At 64.8% G+C, this 623-nt stretch carries 1 protein-coding gene; it reads right to left on the reverse strand.

What is annotated here, in order from left to right; all coding sequences use genetic code 11:
• The coding region (locus EN939_RS37000) for a diaminopimelate decarboxylase family protein (RefSeq protein ID WP_206528481.1) at nt 1-577 on the reverse strand (577 nt) is incomplete at its 3' end.
• Nucleotides 578-623: the final 46 nt, after the last annotated feature.

Below are 623 nucleotides of genomic sequence, written 5' to 3' on the forward strand. Positions count from 1 at the left end.
TCCTGAAGCCGGGAAGCTTGGCCGCGCGGGCATAAACCTGCCGCGCCCGCTGCCACGGGATGCCGAACTTGTTCTCGGCCTTGCCGGTGGAGATCTTCTTGTGGGTCTTGGCGTCGACGTCGGGATTGATGCGCAGCGAGATCGGCGCCACCTTGCCAAGGGCGGTGGCTCGCGCCGACAACAGCTCGAGTTCAGGCTCGGATTCGACGTTGAAGCAAAGGATGCCGGCGGCAAGGGCAAAGTCCATTTCGCGCGCGGTCTTGCCGACGCCCGAAAACAGGATCTTGCCGGCCGGAATGCCGGCGGCCAGCGCCCGGCGCAATTCACCTTCCGAAACCACGTCGGCGCCGGCGCCGAGCTTGGCCAGCGTCCGCAGCACGGCCTGGTTGGAATTGGCCTTCATGGCGTAGCAGACCAGCGCGTCGAGCCCGGCAAAGGACTGGGCAAACACCCGGTAGTGCCTGGTCAGGGTCGCCGTCGAATAGCAGTAGAATGGCGTGCCGATCTGTGCGGCGATGTCGGGGATCGCCACGTCCTCGGCATGGAGCACGCCGTCGCGGTAGTCGAAATGGTTCACGAGAGTGGTTCCGGAAGTTGGGGCGCGATGAGATCGGGTTGAAAGG

It is taken from the genome of Mesorhizobium sp. M7A.F.Ca.CA.002.05.1.1 (genome assembly GCF_003998335.1).
GTDB lineage: Bacteria > Pseudomonadota > Alphaproteobacteria > Rhizobiales > Rhizobiaceae > Mesorhizobium.